This is a genomic window from Paenibacillus sp. N3/727 (assembly GCF_022637315.1).
Taxonomy (GTDB): Bacteria; Bacillota; Bacilli; order Paenibacillales; family Paenibacillaceae; genus Paenibacillus_AQ; species Paenibacillus_AQ uliginis.
Genome location: NZ_CP093336.1, coordinates 2,473,588 through 2,494,908 on the forward strand (window position 1 = coordinate 2,473,588; position 21,321 = coordinate 2,494,908).

The 21,321-nt window shown below is 46.5% G+C and carries 25 protein-coding genes; 24 read left to right on the top strand and 1 reads right to left on the bottom strand.

Translation table 11 applies throughout. The features are described 5' to 3' along the window. Positions 1 to 270: 270 nt before the first annotated feature. The 21 genes from trpE to MNQ98_RS11235 all read left to right on the top strand — a co-directional run bounded on the left by trpE (position 271) and on the right by MNQ98_RS11235 (position 18,479). Positions 271 to 1,824 carry an anthranilate synthase component I gene (trpE, locus tag MNQ98_RS11135; protein WP_241933225.1) on the top strand — a complete coding sequence of 518 codons (1,554 nt, stop codon included), beginning with the start codon at positions 271 to 273 and terminating at the stop codon, positions 1,822 to 1,824. A gap of 24 nt (positions 1,825 to 1,848) precedes the next feature. Further along, positions 1,849 to 2,889 carry an anthranilate phosphoribosyltransferase gene (trpD, locus tag MNQ98_RS11140; RefSeq protein ID WP_241933226.1) on the top strand — a complete coding sequence of 347 codons (1,041 nt, stop codon included), beginning with the start codon at positions 1,849 to 1,851 and terminating at the stop codon, positions 2,887 to 2,889. Then, a complete protein-coding gene (gene trpC / locus MNQ98_RS11145; protein ID WP_241933227.1) occupies positions 2,879 to 3,700 on the top strand; it encodes an indole-3-glycerol phosphate synthase TrpC in 822 nt (273 codons plus the stop codon). Before trpD ends, trpC begins: the two co-directional genes overlap by 11 nt. 1 nt (position 3,701) lies before the next feature. Beyond that, the gene (locus MNQ98_RS11150; protein ID WP_241933228.1) at positions 3,702 to 4,376 is read left to right on the top strand and encodes a phosphoribosylanthranilate isomerase; all 675 of its coding nucleotides are present in this window, start codon (positions 3,702 to 3,704) and stop codon (positions 4,374 to 4,376) included. Next, complete coding sequence (trpB, locus tag MNQ98_RS11155; RefSeq protein ID WP_241933229.1) at positions 4,373 to 5,569, top strand: tryptophan synthase subunit beta; 1,197 nt, start codon at positions 4,373 to 4,375, stop codon at positions 5,567 to 5,569. The genes MNQ98_RS11150 and trpB overlap by 4 nt, the downstream gene beginning before the upstream one ends. Then, complete coding sequence (gene trpA, locus MNQ98_RS11160) at positions 5,566 to 6,378, top strand: tryptophan synthase subunit alpha (RefSeq protein ID WP_241933230.1); 813 nt, start codon at positions 5,566 to 5,568, stop codon at positions 6,376 to 6,378. Before trpB ends, trpA begins: the two co-directional genes overlap by 4 nt. 21 nt (positions 6,379 to 6,399) lie before the next feature. Then, positions 6,400 to 7,497: a histidinol-phosphate transaminase gene (gene hisC, locus MNQ98_RS11165; RefSeq protein WP_241933901.1), complete on the top strand. Its 1,098-nt coding sequence runs from the start codon at positions 6,400 to 6,402 to the stop codon at positions 7,495 to 7,497. A gap of 40 nt (positions 7,498 to 7,537) precedes the next feature. Further along, positions 7,538 to 8,644, top strand: a complete 1,107-nt coding sequence (locus MNQ98_RS11170) for a prephenate dehydrogenase (protein ID WP_241933231.1) — start codon at positions 7,538 to 7,540, stop codon at positions 8,642 to 8,644. A 418-nt stretch (positions 8,645 to 9,062) separates the two neighbouring features. Next, positions 9,063 to 9,656, top strand: coding sequence for an RNA polymerase sigma factor (locus MNQ98_RS11175; protein WP_208914537.1), 594 nt, complete (start codon positions 9,063 to 9,065; stop codon positions 9,654 to 9,656). Further along, positions 9,653 to 10,258: an anti-sigma factor gene (locus MNQ98_RS11180; RefSeq protein WP_241933232.1), complete on the top strand. Its 606-nt coding sequence runs from the start codon at positions 9,653 to 9,655 to the stop codon at positions 10,256 to 10,258. The genes MNQ98_RS11175 and MNQ98_RS11180 overlap by 4 nt, the downstream gene beginning before the upstream one ends. Positions 10,259 to 10,301: 43 nt before the next feature. After that, complete coding sequence (locus MNQ98_RS11185) at positions 10,302 to 10,889, top strand: histidine phosphatase family protein (RefSeq protein WP_241933233.1); 588 nt, start codon at positions 10,302 to 10,304, stop codon at positions 10,887 to 10,889. A 63-nt stretch (positions 10,890 to 10,952) separates the two neighbouring features. Then, a complete protein-coding gene (locus MNQ98_RS11190; protein ID WP_241933234.1) occupies positions 10,953 to 11,804 on the top strand; it encodes an MBL fold metallo-hydrolase in 852 nt (283 codons plus the stop codon). Between the two features lie 280 nt (positions 11,805 to 12,084). After that, positions 12,085 to 13,215, top strand: coding sequence for a hypothetical protein (locus MNQ98_RS11195; protein ID WP_241933235.1), 1,131 nt, complete (start codon positions 12,085 to 12,087; stop codon positions 13,213 to 13,215). Between the two features lie 57 nt (positions 13,216 to 13,272). Next, positions 13,273 to 13,779 (top strand): gamma carbonic anhydrase family protein, encoded by a 507-nt coding sequence (locus MNQ98_RS11200; protein WP_241933236.1) that lies wholly within the window; start codon positions 13,273 to 13,275, stop codon positions 13,777 to 13,779. A 23-nt stretch (positions 13,780 to 13,802) separates the two neighbouring features. Continuing rightward, entirely contained in the window at positions 13,803 to 13,982 is a 180-nt protein-coding gene (locus tag MNQ98_RS11205) for an IDEAL domain-containing protein (RefSeq protein WP_208914531.1), read from the top strand. Between the two features lie 98 nt (positions 13,983 to 14,080). Then, the gene (locus MNQ98_RS11210; protein ID WP_241933237.1) at positions 14,081 to 14,512 is read left to right on the top strand and encodes a DUF2487 family protein; all 432 of its coding nucleotides are present in this window, start codon (positions 14,081 to 14,083) and stop codon (positions 14,510 to 14,512) included. Positions 14,513 to 14,687: 175 nt separating this feature from the next. Then, entirely contained in the window at positions 14,688 to 15,233 is a 546-nt protein-coding gene (locus tag MNQ98_RS11215; protein WP_241933238.1) for a QcrA and Rieske domain-containing protein, read from the top strand. Positions 15,234 to 15,248: 15 nt separating this feature from the next. Then, on the top strand, positions 15,249 to 15,920 hold the full coding sequence (gene qcrB, locus MNQ98_RS11220) for a menaquinol-cytochrome c reductase cytochrome b subunit (RefSeq protein ID WP_208914528.1): 672 nt from the start codon (positions 15,249 to 15,251) through the stop codon (positions 15,918 to 15,920). Positions 15,921 to 15,939: 19 nt separating this feature from the next. Then, positions 15,940 to 16,821 (top strand): menaquinol-cytochrome c reductase cytochrome b/c subunit, encoded by an 882-nt coding sequence (locus MNQ98_RS11225; protein WP_241933239.1) that lies wholly within the window; start codon positions 15,940 to 15,942, stop codon positions 16,819 to 16,821. A 107-nt stretch (positions 16,822 to 16,928) separates the two neighbouring features. Beyond that, the gene (locus MNQ98_RS11230; protein ID WP_241933240.1) at positions 16,929 to 17,564 is read left to right on the top strand and encodes a DUF1405 domain-containing protein; all 636 of its coding nucleotides are present in this window, start codon (positions 16,929 to 16,931) and stop codon (positions 17,562 to 17,564) included. Between the two features lie 57 nt (positions 17,565 to 17,621). Further along, positions 17,622 to 18,479, top strand: coding sequence for a sporulation protein YpjB (locus MNQ98_RS11235; protein ID WP_241933241.1), 858 nt, complete (start codon positions 17,622 to 17,624; stop codon positions 18,477 to 18,479). Positions 18,480 to 18,500: 21 nt separating this feature from the next. Here MNQ98_RS11235 and MNQ98_RS11240 read toward each other — a convergent pair whose 3' ends face one another. Continuing rightward, on the bottom strand, positions 18,501 to 19,370 hold the full coding sequence (locus tag MNQ98_RS11240; RefSeq protein ID WP_241933242.1) for a YitT family protein: 870 nt from the start codon (positions 19,368 to 19,370) through the stop codon (positions 18,501 to 18,503). A gap of 195 nt (positions 19,371 to 19,565) precedes the next feature. Between MNQ98_RS11240 and MNQ98_RS11245 the strand changes: the two genes are divergently transcribed. From MNQ98_RS11245 to dapB, 3 genes are read left to right on the top strand one after another with little or no spacing between them, the layout of a single operon-like run. Then, entirely contained in the window at positions 19,566 to 19,895 is a 330-nt protein-coding gene (locus MNQ98_RS11245) for a nucleotide pyrophosphohydrolase (protein WP_208914523.1), read from the top strand. Positions 19,896 to 19,946: 51 nt separating this feature from the next. After that, the gene (locus MNQ98_RS11250; protein WP_208914522.1) at positions 19,947 to 20,486 is read left to right on the top strand and encodes a tetratricopeptide repeat protein; all 540 of its coding nucleotides are present in this window, start codon (positions 19,947 to 19,949) and stop codon (positions 20,484 to 20,486) included. Between the two features lie 19 nt (positions 20,487 to 20,505). Then, positions 20,506 to 21,309 (top strand): 4-hydroxy-tetrahydrodipicolinate reductase, encoded by an 804-nt coding sequence (dapB, locus tag MNQ98_RS11255; protein WP_241933243.1) that lies wholly within the window; start codon positions 20,506 to 20,508, stop codon positions 21,307 to 21,309. The last annotated feature ends 12 nt before the right edge of the window (positions 21,310 to 21,321 follow it).

The following is a 21,321-nucleotide window of genomic DNA, read 5'->3' on the forward strand; positions in this document are numbered from 1 at the left end:
AGATTCGATGCCGAGCCCACTTCTTGATTCACTTCGTGATCAAAAGCGGACTTTTTGAACAACCTCTATTACTGAAATATGAGCCAATACTATGGTCGGGTTGTTTATCATACAAACCGTGTCATAGATATTTGAGGCATCGTTTTGGTCTTGTATAGTTTGTATCACTCTTGTCTGCGCTCTTTTTTATATACTTATCCAGTATAGACCTCTACTTCGGTAGAGGTCTTTTTTGCATTCTTAATACATTTGAAGAAGGAGGGATTGGTAATGGCAAACCCATCAATGGAACAGGTCGTATCCATGGCAAAACAGTATAATTTGATACCTGTCGCTGTCCGTTTACTGGCGGATATGGAGACACCGATCCGTATATTTCAGCGGTATGCACAGCGGGAACGGGCATTTTTATTAGAAAGTGTAGAGGGCGGCGTGCAGTGGGCTCGTTACTCGTTCATCGGCACCGATCCTTTCCTTTTAATCTCAGGTAAACAAGGTCACATCGAAGTGGAAATGAGCGGTGAAGTAACTCAACTCAAAGGTAAACCAGTAGAAGAGCTAAAAGCCTTGCTTCGTTCGTACAGAAGTCCGCAGCTGGATGAAATGCCCCCGTTTACAGGCGGTGCAATTGGATTTTTCGGCTATGATCTTCTTCAGTATTACGAAAAGCTGCCCGGTCATGCTTTGGATGATCTGGGTATGGACGACATTCGGTTTATGTTCTGTGATCAGATCATCGTATTTGATCATGTGAAACAGCAGATTCTTTTAATTGGCAATGTGCATGTAAAACCTGGAGATACCGATGAGGATATAAGGCAGGCGTATAGAATTGTATGCCGCAAACTGGAAGATACAGCTGAACAACTGCAGGAGCAGGGACCGCGCGAAAATGTGAATTCTCGTGGCATTCCTTCGGATGTGGAACTTGGAAATATCCAGTCCAATATGACTAAGGAAAAGTATATGGACAATGTGGATCGGGCAAAGGAATATATCCGGGCCGGCGATATTTTTCAGGTAGTGCTGTCCCAACGCTTCCACATTGACACGGAAGTTTCCCCGCTTCATGTGTACCGGGTGCTACGTACACTGAATCCGTCGCCGTATATGTACTACTTGAAGATGGATGAAGAGATCATTGTCGGTACATCGCCTGAAGCGTTGGTTAAAGTCGATGGCAGACGAGTCGAGACGAGACCGATTGCCGGCACACGTCCCCGCGGGGTCGATGAGTCATCTGATAGAGCGCTGGCAGAAGAGCTGCTGCAGGATGAGAAAGAGCGGGCGGAGCATTTGATGCTGGTCGACCTTGGGCGAAATGATCTGGGACGTGTCTCTGAGTTCGGAACGGTCAAATGTGATTCTTTTATGGAGATCGAGCGGTACTCTCATGTCATGCACATCGTGTCAGGGGTGTCAGGCAAGCTGAGTGAAGATAAGGATTTCTTTGATGCTTTTCTATCCTGCCTTCCTGCTGGAACGGTGTCGGGTGCTCCGAAGCTTCGGGCTATGGAGATCATTGCAGAGCTGGAGCGGGAAGCAAGAGGAGCATATGCCGGAGCCATAGGTTATCTTGGTTTTGCTGGAAATATGAATTCATGTATCACGATTCGTACGATCATTTTCCGCGAGGGTAAAGCTTACGTGCAGGCTGGAGCTGGAATTGTGTGGGACTCTGTGCCTGAGAAAGAATATGAAGAAACTGTCAATAAAGCAAAAGGGATGCTAAAGGCAATCCGTGTTGCTGAAGCGATGTTCCCGCCGGATGTAAAGCCTGAGAGTATAATCAACCAGGATTACCTGTACGAATATACACCTTAAAAATAATTGGAGGAGGAGAGACATATGAACATTATGGAACCTGTACAGTCCAGTATTTCAAAATTGATTGAGGGCCGTAACCTGGAGCGCAGTGAGGCGAGGGAGGTCATGCAGACCATTATGGAAGGCAAAGCGACCCACTCGCAGATTGGAGCTCTGCTTACGGCTCTCCGCATCAAAGGAGAGACCGTGGATGAAATTACAGGCTTTGCTGAAGCGATGCGAGGCTCTGGCGGACGTGTCATTACTGAGCGAAGCCGACTGCTAGATACATGCGGAACAGGAGGCTCTGGAATCCACAAGTTCAATATCTCCACTGCCTCCGCGATTATTTCATCCTCCGTGTCCGTTCGCGTAGCGAAGCATGGTAACCGCTCGGCTTCTGGACGTGCCGGAAGTGCTGATGTGCTGGAGGCACTAGGTGTAAATATTCATTTGACAGCAGAGCAGGCTAAGCGTTGTTTGGATCAGATCGGGATCTGTTTCCTGTTTGCCCAAATTTATCACCCTTCTATGAAGCACGCAGCAGCACCTCGAAAAGAACTTGGAGTAAGAACCGTGTTTAATATGCTCGGTCCTTTGACCAATCCTGCTGGTGCGGACCGGCAGCTCCTTGGTATTTATGATCTTGATAAAACGGAAACGATCGCTCAAGTGCTGAAAGAATTGGGATTGAAACGGGCTATGGTCGTTACGAGTCATGATGGATTGGACGAAATCAGTATCTCTGCACCTACTCGCGTGTCCGAGCTCCGTGGCGGGGAAATTCGCACGTATGACATTCATCCGCATGATTTAGGCCTCGCTGTTCATCCAATGCAGTCAATTCTAGGTGGAGATGCTGCAGAGAATGCTGCGATTATTGGAACAGTGCTCCAAGGCGAAAAAAGTCCTTATAGGGATATCGTGCTTGCAAACGCCGGAGCTTGCATTTATGTTTCAGGGTTGGCAGACAGTCTGGTGGAAGGCGTCAGCAAAGCCGCAGAAGCTATTGATTCGGGAGTGGCACAAGCTAAACTGGAACAGCTTATCACGATGACGGAGGAATTAAATTATGTATCTTGATCGAATTGTTGCAACCAAACGGGAAGAAGTAGCCAAACTTCATCAGTCTTTTTCGGTTGAAGAAGCGTTAGAAAAGATTTCTGCACTTTTGCCTACGCGTGGGTTTATCGAAGCGTTATCCGAACGGCGGAAAAGAGGGATGGGACTTATTGCCGAGGTGAAAAAGGCCTCTCCCTCGAAAGGGTTAATTAGGCCGGACTTTGATCCGGTTACGATAGCCAAAGCTTATGAATCTGCCGGTGCAGATTGCTTGTCAGTACTGACGGATGAGCAGTATTTTCAAGGAAGTGGAGAGTATCTTGCAATGGTTCGGGAAGCGGTCAGTCTTCCGTTGCTGCGTAAGGACTTCATTATCGATGCAGCTCAAATTTATGAAGCACGTCTGTTAGGCGCAGATGCGGTTCTGCTCATAGCGAGCATTCTGGAGCCGTCCCGGATCGCTGAATTTATGTCGACCGCATCCTCTATCGGGCTTGATTGCCTGATCGAAGTTCATAATCGCAGCGAACTGGACTCGGTACTTCAATTGGAGTCAGCTAAGCTGGTAGGTGTCAACAACCGCAATCTGCATACTTTTGAGACGTCATTAAGCACGACAGCAGAGCTTTGCAAAGATATTCCAGAAGGTGTGATTTTAATCAGCGAGAGCGGGATTTCGGGAAGTGAAGATATTTCATATCTGGCTTCAACCGGCGCTCAAGGTGTATTAATCGGCGAACATTTTATGCGTAAGGAAGATGTAGAGCAGGCTGTTGTTGATCTAATGGGGCCTTTACCGCAAGGTCAGGCAAGTGATAGGGGAGTGTATTAGGATGACGAATACAGCCGTAAAAATATGTGGACTTCAAAGCGTTGAAGTGCTAAAATCGATGATAAACTTACCTGTGGATTATATCGGATTTGTTTTTGCCAAGAGCCGCCGTCAGGTTATTCCTGAACAGGCTACTGAACTCAACGAAGTGTTGAAGCAGTGGAAGAGCGGAGCAACACCTTCCTCCGTTGGCGTTTTTGTTAACCCTTCCTTGGAGGAACTAAGAGAGCTTTTTAACACGGTAGAACTGGATGTCGTGCAACTGCACGGACAAGAATCACCGCAATTTTGCCGGGAAGTGAAAGAAAGCTTCTCGGTTTCCATTTTTAAGGCAGTCTCCGTAAAGAGTGGAGGCTCACCGGAGGAACATGTGTCTGAGCTGGAGCGTTACATCGGATGTATTGACGGCCTCCTGCTGGATACTTACGATCCGGTTTATGGCGGCGGCTCAGGCCAGACCTTCGCTTGGGACGCGATACCGGTCTATAAGGCTTGGACACGCGCACAAGGTATTCCTTTGTTTGTGGCGGGGGGACTTGAACGATCGAACCTAGGAGAATTGTTAACATTGTATCACCCGGATGGCGTGGACGTATCCAGCGGGGTTGAAAGTGCCCCGGGTGTAAAAGATATAGCAAAGGTGACAGCATTCGTGGAAAGGGTGAAATTCAAATGACATTGCTACCGGATCGCAACGGTCGTTTCGGTTCCTTCGGGGGACGATTCGTACCGGAGACGCTGATGAACGCGCTGATAGAGTTGGAAGAAGAATATAACCGATATGCGGAAGATTCCGCCTTTAAAGAGGAGATTGCTTATCTATTGAAGCAGTACTCCGGCAGGGAAACACCGCTTTATTATGCCGAACGTCTCAGCAAGCATCTTGGCAAAGCGAAGATTTACTTGAAGAGAGAGGATTTGAATCATACGGGAGCCCACAAGATCAACAACGCGATTGCTCAAGGTGTTCTCGCGAAGCGGATGGGTAAGCAGAAGGTCATCGCTGAGACAGGTGCAGGTCAGCACGGAGTCGCAACGGCTACAGTTGCAGCTTTACTCGGTCTGGAATGCAAAGTGTTTATGGGCGAGGAAGACACTAAGCGCCAGCAGTTGAACGTTTTTCGGATGAAAATGCTCGGAGCGGAAGTAGTGCCTGTAACATCCGGCAGCAAAACTTTGAAGGACGCTGGAAATGAGGCACTCCGTTATTGGGTTAGCAACGTGGAAGATACGTTCTATGTATTGGGCTCGGCGGTCGGTCCTCATCCATATCCGATGATGGTTCGAAACTTCCAGCGAATTATTGGTGATGAAACGCGTCGTCAGATCCTGGAAAGTGAAGGTCGCCTGCCAAATACAATTTTTGCACCGATCGGCGGGGGGAGTAACGCAATTGGCATGTTCTATCCTTTTTTGGAAGACAAGGAAGTAGCTCTCGTAGGTGTCGAAGCTGCAGGCAAGGGTGTGGATACAGAGTTTCATGCAGCTACGATGAGCAAGGGAACGCAAGGCGTATTCCAGGGCTCCATGAGTTATCTGCTGCAAGATGAGTACGGTCAGGTGAAAGAAGCTCATTCCATCTCGGCTGGACTTGATTATCCGGGAGTCGGTCCGGAGCACTCATACCTGAAAGATATCGAGCGGGTGCGCTATGTGCCGATTACGGATCAGGAAGCACTCGATGCCCTTCAACTGCTTTGTAGAACGGAAGGTATTATTCCAGCATTGGAGTCAGCCCATGCCGTAGCACAGGTCGTCAAGATGGCTCCGGAATGGAATGAAGATGACATTGTAGTTATCTGTCTCTCCGGACGTGGCGATAAGGACGTGGAGTCTATTATGGCTTATACGGGAGGTAAATCGATATGAACCGGATGGATGTAACCTTTGATCGACTGAAGGGGCAAAATAGAACCGCATTGATACCTTTTTTGACCTGTGGTGATCCGAGCGTTGAATTAACGCTTGATATTATTGCTGAGCTTGAAGCCGCTGGAGCTGATATTGTTGAACTTGGTGTGCCATATTCCGATCCGCTTGCGGATGGTCCTGTAATACAGCGGGCTTCCCAGCGTGCATTAAAAGGGCATGTCACGATACGCACATGTATGGAGACGGCCCTACGGGCAAGGAATGCAGGCAGCGAGCTTCCATTTATTTTGTTTACTTACTATAACCCGGTTCTTCAAATGGGATTGGATGTATTCTTTGAAGAAGTTATTGCGCATGATATCAGTGGTTTGATCATTCCGGATCTGCCCGTGGAGGAAGCTGGCGAGATCAAGCGTCGGTCCAAGGATGCTGGAGTGCATCTTATCCCGCTTGTGGCACCGACTTCACATGAACGAATTTCCAATATTGTGAGCGACGCTGACGGGTTTATATACTGTGTATCCTCGCTTGGTGTAACAGGAGAACGCTCAGATTTTTACAGCGGAATTAATGGGTTTATCGAGACGGTGAAAAAATATAGTAAAGTTCCAGTGGCCATCGGCTTCGGTATCTCAAGCGGGGAACAAGTAGCCAGATTCTCTGAAATTTGTGATGGTGTCGTAGTAGGCAGTGCCATTGTTCGTCAAATCGAAGCCAACATTCCTCTGCTTGAGCAGGAGAGCACGAGGGAAGAGGGACTTTTGCAAATCCGTCAATTTGTGTCACAATTAAAAGGAACAGAATAATACGAAAGGTGAGATGATATGATGAAGCCTAAAGCGAATATTGTGAATCTCCCGGTATACCAACCCGGGAAACCAGTTGAAGAGGTAAAACGGGAATTCGGTCTAAGTGAAGTCATTAAACTGGCTTCCAATGAGAATCCTTACGGCTGTTCGCCTCTAGCGAAAGAAGCCATTATTGCTGAGCTTAGCAACCTAAGCATGTATCCAGATGGAAATGCGACCGAATTGAAGGAGGAGCTTGCTTCCGTCATGGGCGTGAACAAGGATCAGATCATATTCGGATGCGGATCGGATGAAATCATTGCACTCATTACGCGTGCATATCTTGAGCCTGGTGACGAAACGATCATGGCTGATCAGACCTTTTCTGTGTATAAAACCAATGCCGACATCGAAAATGCCGTAAGTATTGAAGTACCTCTGGTTGATGGCACCCATGACCTTGATGCTATGCTTGCCGCTATCAGTAATAGAACCAAAATCGTATGGATTTGCAATCCAAACAATCCCACGGGAACAATCATTTCAGAAGATAAGCTTCTTCGGTTTATGGATTCGGTACCTTCGAATGTTATGGTTGTACTGGATGAAGCTTATTCAGAGTTTGTAACGGATTCTTCTTATCCGAAAAGTTTGAAACTGTTGTCGCGTTATCATAATCTTGTGGTTCTCCATACATTTTCCAAAATCTACGGTCTGGCATCGCTCAGGATCGGCTATGGCATCGCTCAGGCTGACGTTATCAGCTTGATTAACCGAGTGCGGGAGCCGTTTAATACGGGACGTCCAGCTCAAGCGGCTGCGAAGGCGGCACTTCATGATCAGAAATTCGTAGAGAGCTGCCGACAAAGCAATGCCGAAGGTATTGTGTACTTGCAAAAAGAATTCGACCGGATGGGACTTCAATATTTTCCAGCGCATGGAAACTTTATCTTGGTCGATGTCCAAACCTCCGGAAGTGATGTATTTAAATCGCTGCTGAACAAAGGGGTAATCGTCCGCTCTGGCTTCGCCCGCTACCCGAACTATATTCGTGTGAGTGTGGGGACACCGGAACAAAATAAAGCGTTAATCGGAGTGTTGGAGCAAGTTCTGCGTGACGTAAAGTCGCCTGTCTAACGCTTTTACGCAATCTTGAAAAGAGTGAGAGAGAGAAAACATGACAACAAATACTATAACTAAAGTAGCTATATTCGGCGTCGGACTCATTGGTGGATCTTTGGCGCTTTGTTTAAAAGGAAAACCAGGCATAACCGTTACAGGTTATGCCCATACCCAGGATTATGCAGATCAAGTCATCGCCCGGGGAGTCGTCGACCAGGTGACATTGTCGCCTGAGGAGGCCGCCCGGAATGCTGACTTTATATTTTTGTGCGTACCTGTCGGCAGCCTTGAGCATTATATAACCCTTCTCAGTGGCTTACAGCTGAAGCCCGGCTGTATCATATCTGATGTAGGCAGTACCAAAGCAAGTATTACAGACTGTGCTGAAAGGCTTGTTCTGAAAGATGCTTGCTTTATCGGTGGGCACCCCATGGCGGGATCTGAAAGATCCGGCGTTAAAGCGGCTTCATCGCTGCTGTTCGAGAACGCGTATTACGTACTGACTCCAGCAGAGAATGTGCCTGGGGACAAGGTGGATTCTCTAAGCGTTCTGCTGTCTCATACCCGTGCACACATTGTAACGGTAGAGCCACAGCTACATGATCAAATTGTTGGAGCGATCAGTCATCTACCGCATATCATCGCTGTAGCACTCGTGAACCAGATATGCAGTTACAATGAGGATAATCCGTTGTATCAGACCTTGGCAGCCGGAGGCTTCCGTGACATTACCCGAATTGCATCCAGCGATCCAGTGGTATGGCGCGATATCCTTCTCAATAACCGGAAGGTAATGATGCCGCTGCTTAGAGACTGGAATGATGGGATTCTGCAATTTATGGCTATGCTGGAAAGCCAGGACGGCTCTGCCATTGAAGATGCTTTCCGCCGGGCAGGAGAGTTCCGGGACGAACTGCCAGAAAGACGGAAGGGTGTAATCGTGTCTCGATATGACCTGTATCTGGAAGTGCCCGACCACCCTGGAATCATCGGCCGGATAACGACAGAGCTTGGTCAGAAGAATATCAACTTAAGTAACATTCAGATTATCGAGAGCAGGGAAGATGTACCGGGTGTACTTAGGCTGTCTTTCCAAAACGAGCGCGAGCTGGAGAGAGCAAAAGATCTACTGCAGTCGCACGGATATACTGTATACCATTAACAAACCAACCTTTTTTTTGAATTCAGGAAAATATTTTCTTTATTACTGTTGACAAAATGAAAACGGATACATATAATAAAAGTACAGTATGGTTTCTCTCCACTCCTATCCAATACATTGCACGATTGTGCGACCGCCTTCCTTAAGGGAGGCGGTTTTTTTTATTTGTATACCCTTACAAATCCAGGTGTGTTATTTCGTAACTCTATCAAACTGAACTTTTCTCCAAAATATGCTACAATGATAGAATAGTATTGTAGAAGATTTGGGGAAAATGCCAAATACATAGAATAGTCTGACATCATGCGGCGTAAGATATATGGTTTTACGGCAGCTTTGTGGATCCCTGATCAAAGAAAAAATAATGCTCTCTACAGGGGATGAGACACACAAATGGCGAGGGGGAATAAAAAATCATATGACGGATTCCCAGTTAATATTTGAGATCAAACAAGGAAACGTTGATTTATACTCAGAATTAATGCGAAGGTACCAACGAAAAATATTAGCTTTTGTATATCATATGTTAAAAAGCTCTAACTTGGAGCTAATAGCTGAGGATTTATGCTCGGAAACGTTCTACAAAGCTTTCCGCAGTTTGCACTCATTCCGCGAGGTGGACGCTTCGTTCTCAACCTGGCTATATACGATTGCACGCAATACCGTGCTCAGTGAGCTCCGTAAGCAGCGCAGGGGCACCCTTCCATTGGAAGAAAGCGGCGTCGTTCCAATCGCTCCACTGGAAATTGCACCGGAGCAGGCAATTCTTCGCAGCGAGCGGGTAGCTTTAGTACGTGAAGCAATCAATAATTTACCGGAAAAACAGCGCTCGGCGCTTATTTTACGTGAGTACGATCAGTTGGATTATCAAGAAATTGCAGACATTTTAGGACAAACCGTTAGCTCGGTTAAATCCTTGTTATTTAGAGCACGGGGCAGTGTAAAGATACAACTTGAGCCTTATTTCGCTGAGCCGCTATATACGGAACTCGAAGGGATGAGCAGCAGATGAATTGCGAGGAAGCCCAAGAGCTGATGGGGTACGTCTGGGATCTCCCGGACAACGATCTGAGGCGAATCAGGCTGAGACAGCATATACATACATGCCGCTCATGTGCGATGGAATATGAAATGTTTGAAGAGAGTCTCAGTATCATTCATGAACTGGAACATGAAGAATTAGAAGCAAGGGCTGAGAGTATCAACCGAAATGTTATGGATCGTATATATCGTGATTTTCCTCGGCTCGTTGAAGAGAATGAAAAGGGGAAATCCGTTGGGCGTATATTCCGTAAACGATTAATACTCATGATTTCCGGTTTTGCCGCTTTGTTTGGCAGCAGTTTTTTATATTTCGCTTTCAGGGGTAATACTAAAAAACTACAACCTGAAATGCCGGTCACAGGTATTCTCCCAACCGGTGTGGCGGGAGACGGTTCGATTATTACGGAGGGTCAAAAATATAAAATTCCAGGGACTAACAGCGGTATTATTGATCCCTTGGTAGTAGGTATAGATCCAAGTCAGCCGCAGTACTGGATGATTTTGTCTGTGCTGGGTGTAGGACTTGCACTGTTTTTCTTAATGAGACTAAACCGAGTCGTAAGACGTTAATATATCTTTTCTAAAATAATAATGTTATGGAGGAGGCTCAAGGATGCTGATCGGCTTTATACGTCACGGTCTGACAGATTGGAATGCTATTGGTAAAATTCAAGGGCAGACAGATATTCCGTTGAATGAGGAGGGGCGCCTTCAGGCACGCTTGCTTGGAGAACGTCTGCTACAAGAACCGTATAAATGGGATTTTATCGTCAGCAGCGGTTTATCACGTGCAGAAGAGACGGGGTCCATTATAGCCTCCATGTTGGACATTCCCATGCTTGAGCCTGATCTCCGCCTGCGTGAGCGGGCATACGGTCAGGTGGAAGGACTTACCGCCTCTGAGCGCGAGATACGTTTTGGAAAGGAATGGAAGCACCAGGATTTGGGACAGGAGACGGATCTGGACCTTCAAGCAAGAGGAATGGAATTTCTGGAAGAAATGTGGAATAAGTATCCCAAAAGTAATATGTTGGTTGTCAGTCACGGAGGCTTTCTTGCCCAACTGTACGGCACGCTGTACAAAGACCGCATTGTAGAGAGAATCGGAAATCTGTCTATTACAATACTAGAGAAGAAGGATGTCGACTGGGTTCCGCTGCTGTTTAACTGTACGAGACATCTATTGGAGAAACAACACTGATCCGAACATTTTCGATCCGTTTATGTAGTCGAACAATTTGATGAGTTAAGGAGATTAAACTAAATGCAGCAATTAGTTAGAGTATCGGAGCGTTTCGTCTACTTGCCGCCTTATCAGGAAACGGATCGGCCTGTGCTGGCTGCGATTTCGGGAGATAAGTATACACTGATCATCGATGCGGGAAACTCTGCAGACCATGCGAAGCTGTGGCTTTCTCAATTAGGTGAGAAGAACATTAAGGGAGACTGGCTTGTTTTAACACATTGGCATTGGGACCATGTTTTTGGCCTGAGTGAAATGAATATGCCTAGTATATGTTTTACCGGGACATTAGACCGTGTAAAGGAAATGCAGCTGTTATCCTGGGAAGACAGTGCTTTGGACGAACGTGTAAGAGAGGGCAGTGAAATACCTTTTTGCGCAGATGCCATAAAAAAAGAGTTCCCTGAAGAAAGAGACATCATGATTCCAACCCCTGATATGACATTTACTTCAAAAATGTCACTTAATTTGGGCGGAGTTACTTGTGTTATTGAACATGTTGGTGGCGATCATTCGCCTGACTCTTCCATTATCTATATACCTGAGGAGAAGATTCTTTTTCTCGGGGATTGTCTTTATGCCAATATGTACGCAAAAAATTGGTGTTATACGGTGGAGAAGGTAACCAATATGATCGCTAAGCTTGAACAATATGACACGGAAATAGCTTTCTTGTCTCATGGAGAACAGCCCATGACAAGGGAAGAATATCGGGCGTATCTCGATCTGCTATCAAATTCGGCGAAGCTGACGGTGCGCTTTAAAGGAGATACAAAGCTCGTTCCGGAAGAGATGTCTGCTATGCTCCAGAGACCGCTGAATGAACTTGAGACGGAAACGATACAATTTTTCATAAATGGTTATATGCAGTAAAAATGCCTTAAGCCATAGTAACAATTAGAGACTCCTTTGAGGGGTCTCTTTTTTGGTATGCTGATCTGTCGGTTCAGCAATGATATTCTAGCAATGTTTAGAGTTGCATAAAAATGAAGTAGAAGGCAAAATTTCTAAAAAATAAAATCGCAAAAAGTTGTGATTTAGATGTTTACAATGACCGAAATCCGTTAAAAATGTGGACAACAGCACGTTGGAACATGTATCAAATGGGCTGAACATCCCCATAATGGAAGTAAAACGGTGAGGGCGATGGAAGATGAATCTAGCGGATATGCTCACTTATGCCGACATTGGACAACTAAGCAACATAGCTAACTACTATGATTGTGATTGCAAGCGGAATTCTAAGCATGATCTGATACAGAGCATCTTGATCAAGCTTGGCCGGAGAGATTTTTTCGAGGAACAGATTGGACAGTTGTCTGATTCGGATCTCAGGTTTCTGAACAGTCTTGTGTTTGATGCCCGCAGCGGTTACAGCCTGGAAGAATTGACAGCGACGATTCGGCACGCTTCAGAGGAAGTGGTTGTGGAGAAAAAGGGAAAGCCCGTTAAGACAGAAAGCCCAAGAGAAACCGTGGCCAGATACCGCCGAAGCGGTTGGCTGTTTAACGGTTTTACTCACTCGACGAAATACACCTTTCAGGTGCCGTCTGACTTGAAGCATCGTTTTCGAGATGTGCTCGGAGCAAAATTGCAAGACGGACTACAGCATTCTCCGGAGCCAACCGCCTATCGGGACGAGCAGGGATTGGTTTCAACGGACATGCTTCTGCTTTTAAAGTTTGTAGAGGGACACGAAATCGAGCTGAATGCGGAAGGATTTATGTATCGCCGCTATCAGCAGCAAATGATGAGCTCGCTTCACATCACCGAGCCTTTAATTTCCAAAGGGGCTTGGAGGTTCGGTTATGGTCGGTCTTGTACGGAATATCCCGACAGATTTGCTCTTCTTTATGATTACGCTTATGCACGGCAATGGTTCAGAGAATCGGGAAACCGTCTCGTTCTATCTGACCGGGGCAAACAATTCCTTGGAGAAGGAAATCAAGTAAGCGTGATACAGATATTCCGCTTCTGGTTAAGACTTTATAAAGGCGCCGTTCCTAATCTCTCCTCCCTAGTATATTGGATAAGCCAATGTGCAAAAGATTGGGTAACCACGGCATCTCTTTACGAGTCGCTGGGTTGGTTAATCCGCCCTTTCTATTATGACACTCCCCAAACGATCATGGATCAGCGCGTAATTCGAATGCTTATGCATTTAGGAATGCTGCGGATCGGGGAGAGCGAACAGTCAGGCACCGTTATTCGAATGACGGCACTCGGCCTGAAAGCTGCTGAAGCATGTCTACATATCGGCGATTCCGAAGATCTGCTCCATTGACAAAACAAGGCTCAAATTGCTACAATCACTCCCACAAATTAAAGGGGTGATCGAGTGATGAATTTAGAGTACAAGGGTATTTGGCCGTCCATACATCCTTCTGTTTTCGTAGCAGAGGGTGCGAAAAATATCGGGGACGTGACGATCGGAGCCGATTCGACGGTATGGTTCAATGCTGTGCTGAGAGGCGACCTGGCTCCCATTATCATTGGTGACAGATGCAACATCCAGGACGGAGTTGTAGGTCATGTCAACACAGATCAGCCTCTAATTCTTGCCGAAGAGGTGTCGGTTGGTCATTCGGCAATCATTCACGGGTGTACGATCGGAAAAGGTTCGCTTATCGGGATGGGTGCCATTTTGTTAAACGGTGCTGATATTGGTGAATACGCTTTAATCGGTGCAGGAACAGTGGTAACAGAAAATAAAGTAATCCCACCCTACACGCTTACTCTTGGCACACCTGCCAAAGTGATTCGTGAACTGACAGAAGAAGATTTGCTTCGAATGAAGCGAACCATGGAAAGTTATGTGCAGAAAGGGAAAGAATACAGGCAATTCTAATACACGGTTGGAGGTGCATCCTAATGGATAAAATGAAGGTTACTTACGAAGTCATGTTAAGTCTGGCTGCGGAGATGGTATGGGACGAGGCATTGCGAAAGCATCGGAGTGAGGAACTTTACAAGGGGATTGACGAGGCGCTGGCTTCGGGCGACGAGTTGGCTTTCCGAAACCTGACGGATGAACTGAGGACTTTAAATTGAAGAAATGCTCTCGCATTTCTTCTTTTTTTTGCCAAAACCGGTATCCAAACGTATAATGAAGAAATTAAAGAAATGGAAGATGAAAGGATGCCAACTAGATGAAATTCAGTGAAGTAGATGAACAAACTTGGCCAGAACTGCAGACTTATTTTGATACCTGCCTGATCCCCTATACCGGATTGACAGGACATGAAACCCCATGGGAGGCTACTGCATCACTTGAGAGGCTCCGGGACTTTATGGATTTAGTTGAAGTGCCCTTTAAAGGGAGAGTTGTTACATATCCAGCGATGCAGTACGGAGGAACGCCAGCATTGCAGCTTCTAAACGACATTTGTCACAAAGTCAAATCTACGGGCTTCATCCATGTGGTTGTCATGACAGCGGATTGCGACCTTGATATTAAGGATATTCCTGAAAGCGCATTAGTCCTTTCCCAGACTAGACTTTTGGCATCTGGAGATATGCCGATTTCGGCAGCTGTAACGAAGCTAATTAGTGGACTTTGGCAAAAAGAGGACGAGTTGTAATTGTGACGAAAAACCGACAATTTCATGTGTAGTCGTTGGAAGGGGTACCAAATTTGGGGTTCAAATTCTTGACGGTCCGAGGTGCCTAATATATTATTATTATGACCTAGTACGTCGTGTGATATTAATCATTGAAAACACTTTAAATGGTTGAAAAAAGGGGGTTGAACACAGAATGAGTCACAACCACAATGACGAGCATGAAGAGTCGCACAAACCACCCCGACTGAAAGAAATGTCCCGCAGACAGTTTCTTACTTATACGTTGGGCGGCGCCACAGCTTATATGGCGGGTGGAGTGGTATTACCGATGCTCCGGTTTGCCGTGGATCCAATTCTTCAAGATAGAGAAGAAGGGGCGTTCGTTAAGGTAGCTGAAGTGAGCAAGATTACCAATGATCCGCAAGAGTTCCATTTTGAGTTGAAACAGCAAGACGGCTGGTATGCCAGCAAAGCTTCGCTAACGGCCTGGATCCGAAAGAATGATAAGGGAGAAATTCTAGCACTTTCACCGATCTGTAAGCACTTGGGCTGTTTGGTCGGATGGAATAACAACAAGAATCATCCGAACGAGTATCACTGTCCATGTCACGGCGCTCGTTATACACCGGATGGAAAGAACCTTTCCGTTGCGCCTAAGCCGCTGGATATGTACACAGTAAAAGAGGAGAATGGCTGGATTTACCTCGGAGAAATCGTACCAAATACCGTAGTGAAATAGGAGGCGTAGATTCGGATGTTGAAGAATGTCTACAACTGGATTGACGAACGTCTCGATATCACGCCGATCTGGAGAGACGTTGCGGACCATGAGGTTCCGGAGCACGTTAACCCCGCGCACCATTTCTCCGCGTTTGTTTATTGTTTCGGCGGCTTGACGTTTTTCATCACAGTAATCCAGATTTTGTCGGGTATGTTCCTGACGATGTATTATGTACCAGATATTATAAACGCTTACGCCAGTGTGGAGTTCTTGCAGACGAAGGTGGCATTCGGCCAAATCGTCCGCGGCATGCACCACTGGGGAGCAAGTTTGGTCATCGTAATGATGTTCCTACATACAATGCGTGTATTCTTCACAGGTTCCTATAAGGCGCCTCGTGAAATGAACTGGGTTGTTGGTATGCTGATCTTCTTCGTCATGTTGGGGCTTGGTCTGACAGGCTACCTCCTTCCTTGGGATAACAAAGCATACTTTGCCACCAAGGTTACATTGGAGATCGCGAACTCCGTTCCTTGGCTCGGACCGATTATTAAAGAACTGCTGCAGGGCGGTACCATTGTAGGTGCCGAAACGTTAACCCGTTTCTTCGCCATTCACGTGTTCTTCCTTCCGGCTGTACTGCTCACCCTATTGGTAGGGCACTTTATCATGATCCGCAAACAGGGTATTTCCGGACCACTATAAGAAGAAGGGAGGCATAATTATGGCACACGGTCACAAACCTGATGAAAAAGTAGTATACGTAGGCGATTCCCGCGTACGCAAAGGCAACGGTTTTATCATACCGCCTGACTATACGGCATATCCCGGAAAGTCGGAAGCGTTCATTCCGAACTTCCTTTTGAAAGAATGGATGGTAGGTGTCGTAGTTCTGGTAGGATTTCTAGTGCTGACCATATCGGAGCCTGCACCACTTGGCTATCCGGCTGATCCGAGCGCATCCGTTATCCCGATGCCGGACTGGTACTTCCTGTTCTTGTATGAGTACCTGAAGCTTCCATATGCATCCGGTGATTATGTGGTTCTCGGTACACTGGGTGTTACCGGAGTAGCCTTTGGAGCTCTCCTGCTGGTACCTTTCCTGGATACAGGAAAAGAACGCCGCTTTTACAGACGTCCGATCACGTCGTCTTTGATGTTCCTTTCGATCCTCGCTATTATTTACCTGACCAACACGGCATGGACACATTACACGCACGAGCTGGAAGCTGCCGGACAAAAACCGGAACATATTCAGCGTGAAGAGGAAGCGGAAGAGAAGCATGCACAGGGACTTCCTACATCCAATGCGAAGCAGCCTGAATCGCAAGAGGTTGCCATCGTGGATAAGGATAATCCGGCTATGGAAACTTACAAGAAAGCAACGTGTATCACATGTCACGCTGCTGATATGAAAGGCCAGGGCAATGCACCTGCACTTCGCGGTGTAGGTGATACTCTTGATAAAGAGGCGATCGCCGGGGTTATCAAGAACGGTAAGGGTGGCATGCCTCCAATGCATGACACGGCAATTGCTGCCGGCGTTACCGAGCAAGAACTCGACCAATTGGCCGAATGGCTTGCCAGCCAGAAAACTGCAGAGTAAAATAATGAATGACACCTGATCGTATCTTACGGTCAGGTTTTTTAATGAACAGATTGAAAATCTTTAACTCATCTTATTATAGAATAAATAGAATAGGAGGGCGCAGGTTGTCTGTTACATATTTGTGGAGTCGGGAGTTTTTATCGAAGAGACTTATCTTATGGATTTTATTGATCAGTAACGCTTTGGGCACGGTTTACGGTTATATCTGGTATGGGGGACAGCTCTATAACACAGCTATGGAGCATCCTTGGTGGCAGCTCGTTTTCGTGCCTGACAGCCCGACAGCGAGTCTGTTTTTCAGTCTAGCATTGATTATGCTGCTATATCCCCCCAAACAGTTAGCGGGAATGTTCTTTCAACAACTGATTGAAGCATTGGCTGTCGTTACATCGGTGAAATATGGAATATGGGCCGTTGCCATGATTTTTGCAGGGGCATCGCAAGGAAGTGATTTGGTATGGCAGGACTGGATGCTTGTTGCCTCACATACCGCCATGGCTGTTGAAGCACTGATCTTTGTGAAACTGTTTCATATCCGATGGACAGCTTTAACGGCAGCAATCGCATGGACGCTACTTAATGATACCGTTGATTATACGTATGGTGTATTTCCGTATCTTCCGGGTCCACTCTACGACCATCTGGGGGCAGTTGAAGGCTTTACGTATGGATTGACGTTATTTAGTGGGTTTGTGGGGTGGATTGCTGTCAAACGGTCTCTTAGCAAACCTCTAGGTTAGACAAGTTGTTCTATGGTCATCCCTTCTGCCATACATTATGGGTAGGAGGGATGTCCCATGTTGCGGAGATTATTTCAATGGTCAGCGGGTGTGTCCGCTTTCTTCTTACTGTTCGGATTATGTTATGGTACAACAGCTTGGGGAAGTCCGGATCAAATAGAAGATAAAACCTCTCCAGCTGCTTCCATTCAAGCGAAGGCGTTAAACCGTGAGGTGGAGACGTTATATAGACTTGTGGAAGAAGGCAATCTGCAGGGTGTTAACGAGTCCCTGAGGCGTGTACAGAGCTTGTTCGAGTCCTCCTCTTTTCAGGGGCTGACAAGTGTAGAAGGGATTCATGTGCTCGCTGAAAGTATTGTGGAAATGAAAGAGACGACAGCCATGGCGAAGCTGGACCCGAAGCAGTGGATGATGTCTGCCGGCAAGCTTCGCCTTGCAGTCGACAGTCTCACGCATCCCAAAGATGGCATTTGGCTTCAATACTATAAGGTCATCCGTGAAGATCTTCAGGTGATGGAGCAAAGTGCTGCCAAGTCGGACCGTGAGGGGATCAAAAAAGCATACGCCAGCCTGCAGGATCATTATGAACTGATCCGTCCTTCGCTCGTTATTCAGCGCAAGCCGGAGGAAGTATCGATGATTGAATCGTGGTTGTCCCATGCCGGAGGGGTGGTATCCACCGCAGATCCTGCGGAGATAAGAAGGATCGTACCTCAAGGTGAAGTGGTCGTAAATATGCTGTTCGGTAAGAAAAAAGACGAGCCGGCAATAGCGCAATTGGGTGAAGTACAAGGGCCTTGGTTCGGACAGTTGCTCATTGCAGCTTTTATCTTTTCAGCACTGACCTTTGCCGCTTATCGTAAATACAGAGGACTGAAAAACAGATATCATCCGCTGTTCCCCAAAAAATTATAAAGAATAGCCCGGGAAACTGGGCTATTCTTCTTTGAATCCTTCTCCGTGAACATCGCTGACATCATTAATAATGATGAAAGCGCGTGGATCCACGGATTTTGCTATTTCGCTCAATCGGCGTATTTCTTGTCTTGAGACGACGCAGTAGATCATATGTTTTGCCTGTTTGGAATAGACGCCGATCACAGGAACCAGTGTAACTCCGCGTTCGAGCTCTACAGTGATGCGATCAGCCATTTCGGGCGCCTTGTCGCTTATAATGGTAAACGCTTTGGCAGCATACGCACCTTCTTGAATGAAATCAATAACCTTGGAGGCGATGAATACGGCGACAAGCGTGTACAATATTTTCTCAAGAGGGATAAACAGCAATGATAAGCCGAGAATGATGATGTCCAGCGCCAAAATTACCTGACCCATGCTATAACCGAATTTGCGGTTGAATATCCGTGCTATGATATCCGAACCACCAGTCGTCCCTCCGAATCGGAATACGATGCCTAAACCTGCTCCCAAGGTTACCCCTGCGTACAGTGAGGCGAGGATGTAATCATGCTCAGTCTGGAACGGAATAATCCAGCCATGTTCAATGAGTTCCTCAAGGAGCCACAGAAATAAGGTTAAGGACCCGATTCCAATGCCTGTATAGATCGATTGGCGACCGCCTAATATTTTTAATCCAATTAAAAACAATGGAATATTGATTATTAAGGTCGACAAGGATGGAGAAATATTAAACGCATAATTGAGGAGAACCGTAATACCGGTAACGCCGCCTTCCATCAGCTGGTTCGGAATTATGAAGTAGAGTAATCCGAAGGCATATATGGCCGTGCCGATAATGATGGGGATGACCGTTTTAAGCTGGTTTATAAGTCTGGATGTTTTCATGATATCCCTCGCTGTTATATCAAAATGGTTCTCTGACCATAATGTTCGGTTCTTTTACGAAGTATATACCTATTAAATGGTGTAATAAAAAATATTTGTTTTCAAATCGGCTTTACGATAACATAGTTGTAAAACGCTGCCGTTTAATTTTTAAGGAAATAATCGGTAGACTGCACAAGGGAAGGAGTGCCAATTATGGAAAAATCAATGGCCGAAATGCAACGTGAAGTCGACCGTTACATATCGCAATTTAAAGAAGGTTATTTCAGCCCGTTGTCCATGATGGCGCGGATGTCGGAGGAGGTAGGGGAGCTCGCCCGAGAAGTAAACCACCAATTCGGAGAGAAGCCCAAGAAGCCGGATGAAGTTGATAATTCCATTGAGATGGAGCTTGGAGATATATTGTTTATTGCTATATGTTTCGCTAATTCGCTAGGGATTGATCTGGCGGAAGCTCATGATAAGGTCATGCTTAAATTCAACACAAGAGATGCAGATCGCTGGACGAAAATAAACACGGATTAGGCTGTGAATACATATGCTGTACCAAAACCCGCTGCGGGGGAGGGACAGCCAGTGAAACAAGACGACTATATACAGAAAGCTTATCGTTGCATTTTGCAAAATGATTTTGAAGAAGCACTTCGTTGGTTTGAGGCGGCTATAGCTGCTAATCCTGGAGATGCAGAGGTCCATTACCGCTGCTCCATCACGTATGGCCGCAGCGGCAGGCTGGAACAAGCGATCCATCATGCGGAGGAAGCAGTGAATCTTCTGCCGGACAAACCGGATTATCATCTGCATTTGCAGCATGTAAAGGCTTTGCAGCTCGTACAGCAAGCCAGGAAGATGGTTGAAGGAAAGACTGGTGCTGTGCCTGCTGAATTATATCAGGCAGTATCGCTTTTGAAATCTGCCATAGCCATGGACCCTTTATATCCAGAAGCTTACGTATGGCTCGCGCTGGTTTACAGTGAATTAAACGAGCATCCGCTGGCGATAGCCACTTTAAAGGAGGTTATCGGCTTATATCCTCAGGAGAGCGGGCTTCAACATATAATGGAGGAATTGAAAAAGCGATTGAAATCATACATGCTGGATGAAGCAACAGAATGAGAGTGGAGGAATGTTGAATATGTCGAAAGCTATCCGAGTTGCGGTCGTTGGAGCAGGCGGCCGCATGGGCAAAGAAGTAGTGAAATTGGTATTGCAGGATCCTGATCTGGAACTGGTGGCTGCCGTAGGTCTCCACGATAGTGGTACCGATGCAGGTACGCTTGTAGCACTTCCTGTTTGTGGAATAACGGTAACTTCAGATCTCGAAATGGCACTCGTTGAACACAAACCTGACGTGATGGTTGATTTTACAACCCCGCAATCGGCATACACGAATACTTCCTTAGCCGTTAAACATGGGGTTCGTCCAGTCATCGGAACAACAGGATTCACTCCCGAACAAATCGAAGAGTTGGACAAGCAGTGTCAGACGCGCGCTATCGGCGGCCTGATTGCTCCTAACTTTTCGATCGGCGCGATCTTAATGATGAAATTTGCTGCACAGGCGGCTAAATACTTGCCTCATGTAGAAATTATCGAGACACATGGAGATCAGAAACTAGACGCTCCATCGGGGACGTCGATTAAGACAGCCGAAATGATTGCTGCCAACCGTGAAGAGCTTCGCCAAGGAAATCCGAAGGAAGAAGAGATAATTGAAGGAGCACGGGGCGCTTACTACAACGGATTCCGGATTCACAGCGTTCGTCTTCCGGGGGTATTTGCGCAGCAGGAAGTTATTTTTGGCGGTTATGGCCAAAGTCTAAAGATTCGACACGACTCTTATGAGCGGGCTGCTTATATGCCTGGTGTGAAAATGGCAGTCGAAAAAGTAATGGGTTATACAGGTATGATTTACGGCTTCGATCACTTCATCGACTAGAGAGAAAGAGGA